Here is a 340-nt window from a genome sequence, read left to right on the forward strand (position 1 = left end):
TCCGGGTGTTCGTCGGTGAGGTGGTTGAAGAGGCTGGAGGAGAGTTGGAGCATGGTGACGGCGTGTTGCCGGGAGAGTGCCGAGATGACGGCGGGGTCGGGGCGTTGGCCGGGTTGGAGGACGGTGCTTCCGCCGTGGAGCAGTGCTCCCCAGAATTCGAGGCTGAAGGCGTCCCAGGAGACGGGTGAGCACTGGAGGAAGACTTCGTCGGGGCCGAATCGGGCGTAGGTCTGGGCGGTGAGGGTGGAGACCAGGTTGCGGTGGGTGGACAGGATGCCCTTGGGGCGTCCGGTGGATCCCGAGGTGAACATCACGCACGCGGTGTCGGTCGGGCCGAGGG

Annotated in this window: 1 protein-coding gene; it reads right to left on the reverse strand. The window is 67.1% G+C overall.

Going from position 1 to position 340, the window contains the following annotated elements:
* The coding region (locus ADK55_RS22095; RefSeq protein WP_234350195.1) for an AMP-binding protein at nucleotides 1–311 on the reverse strand (311 nt) is incomplete at its 3' end.
* Nucleotides 312–340: the final 29 nt, after the last annotated feature.

Origin of the sequence: Streptomyces sp. WM4235, assembly GCF_001279725.1 — a bacterium.
Classification (GTDB): domain Bacteria; phylum Actinomycetota; class Actinomycetes; order Streptomycetales; family Streptomycetaceae; genus Streptomyces.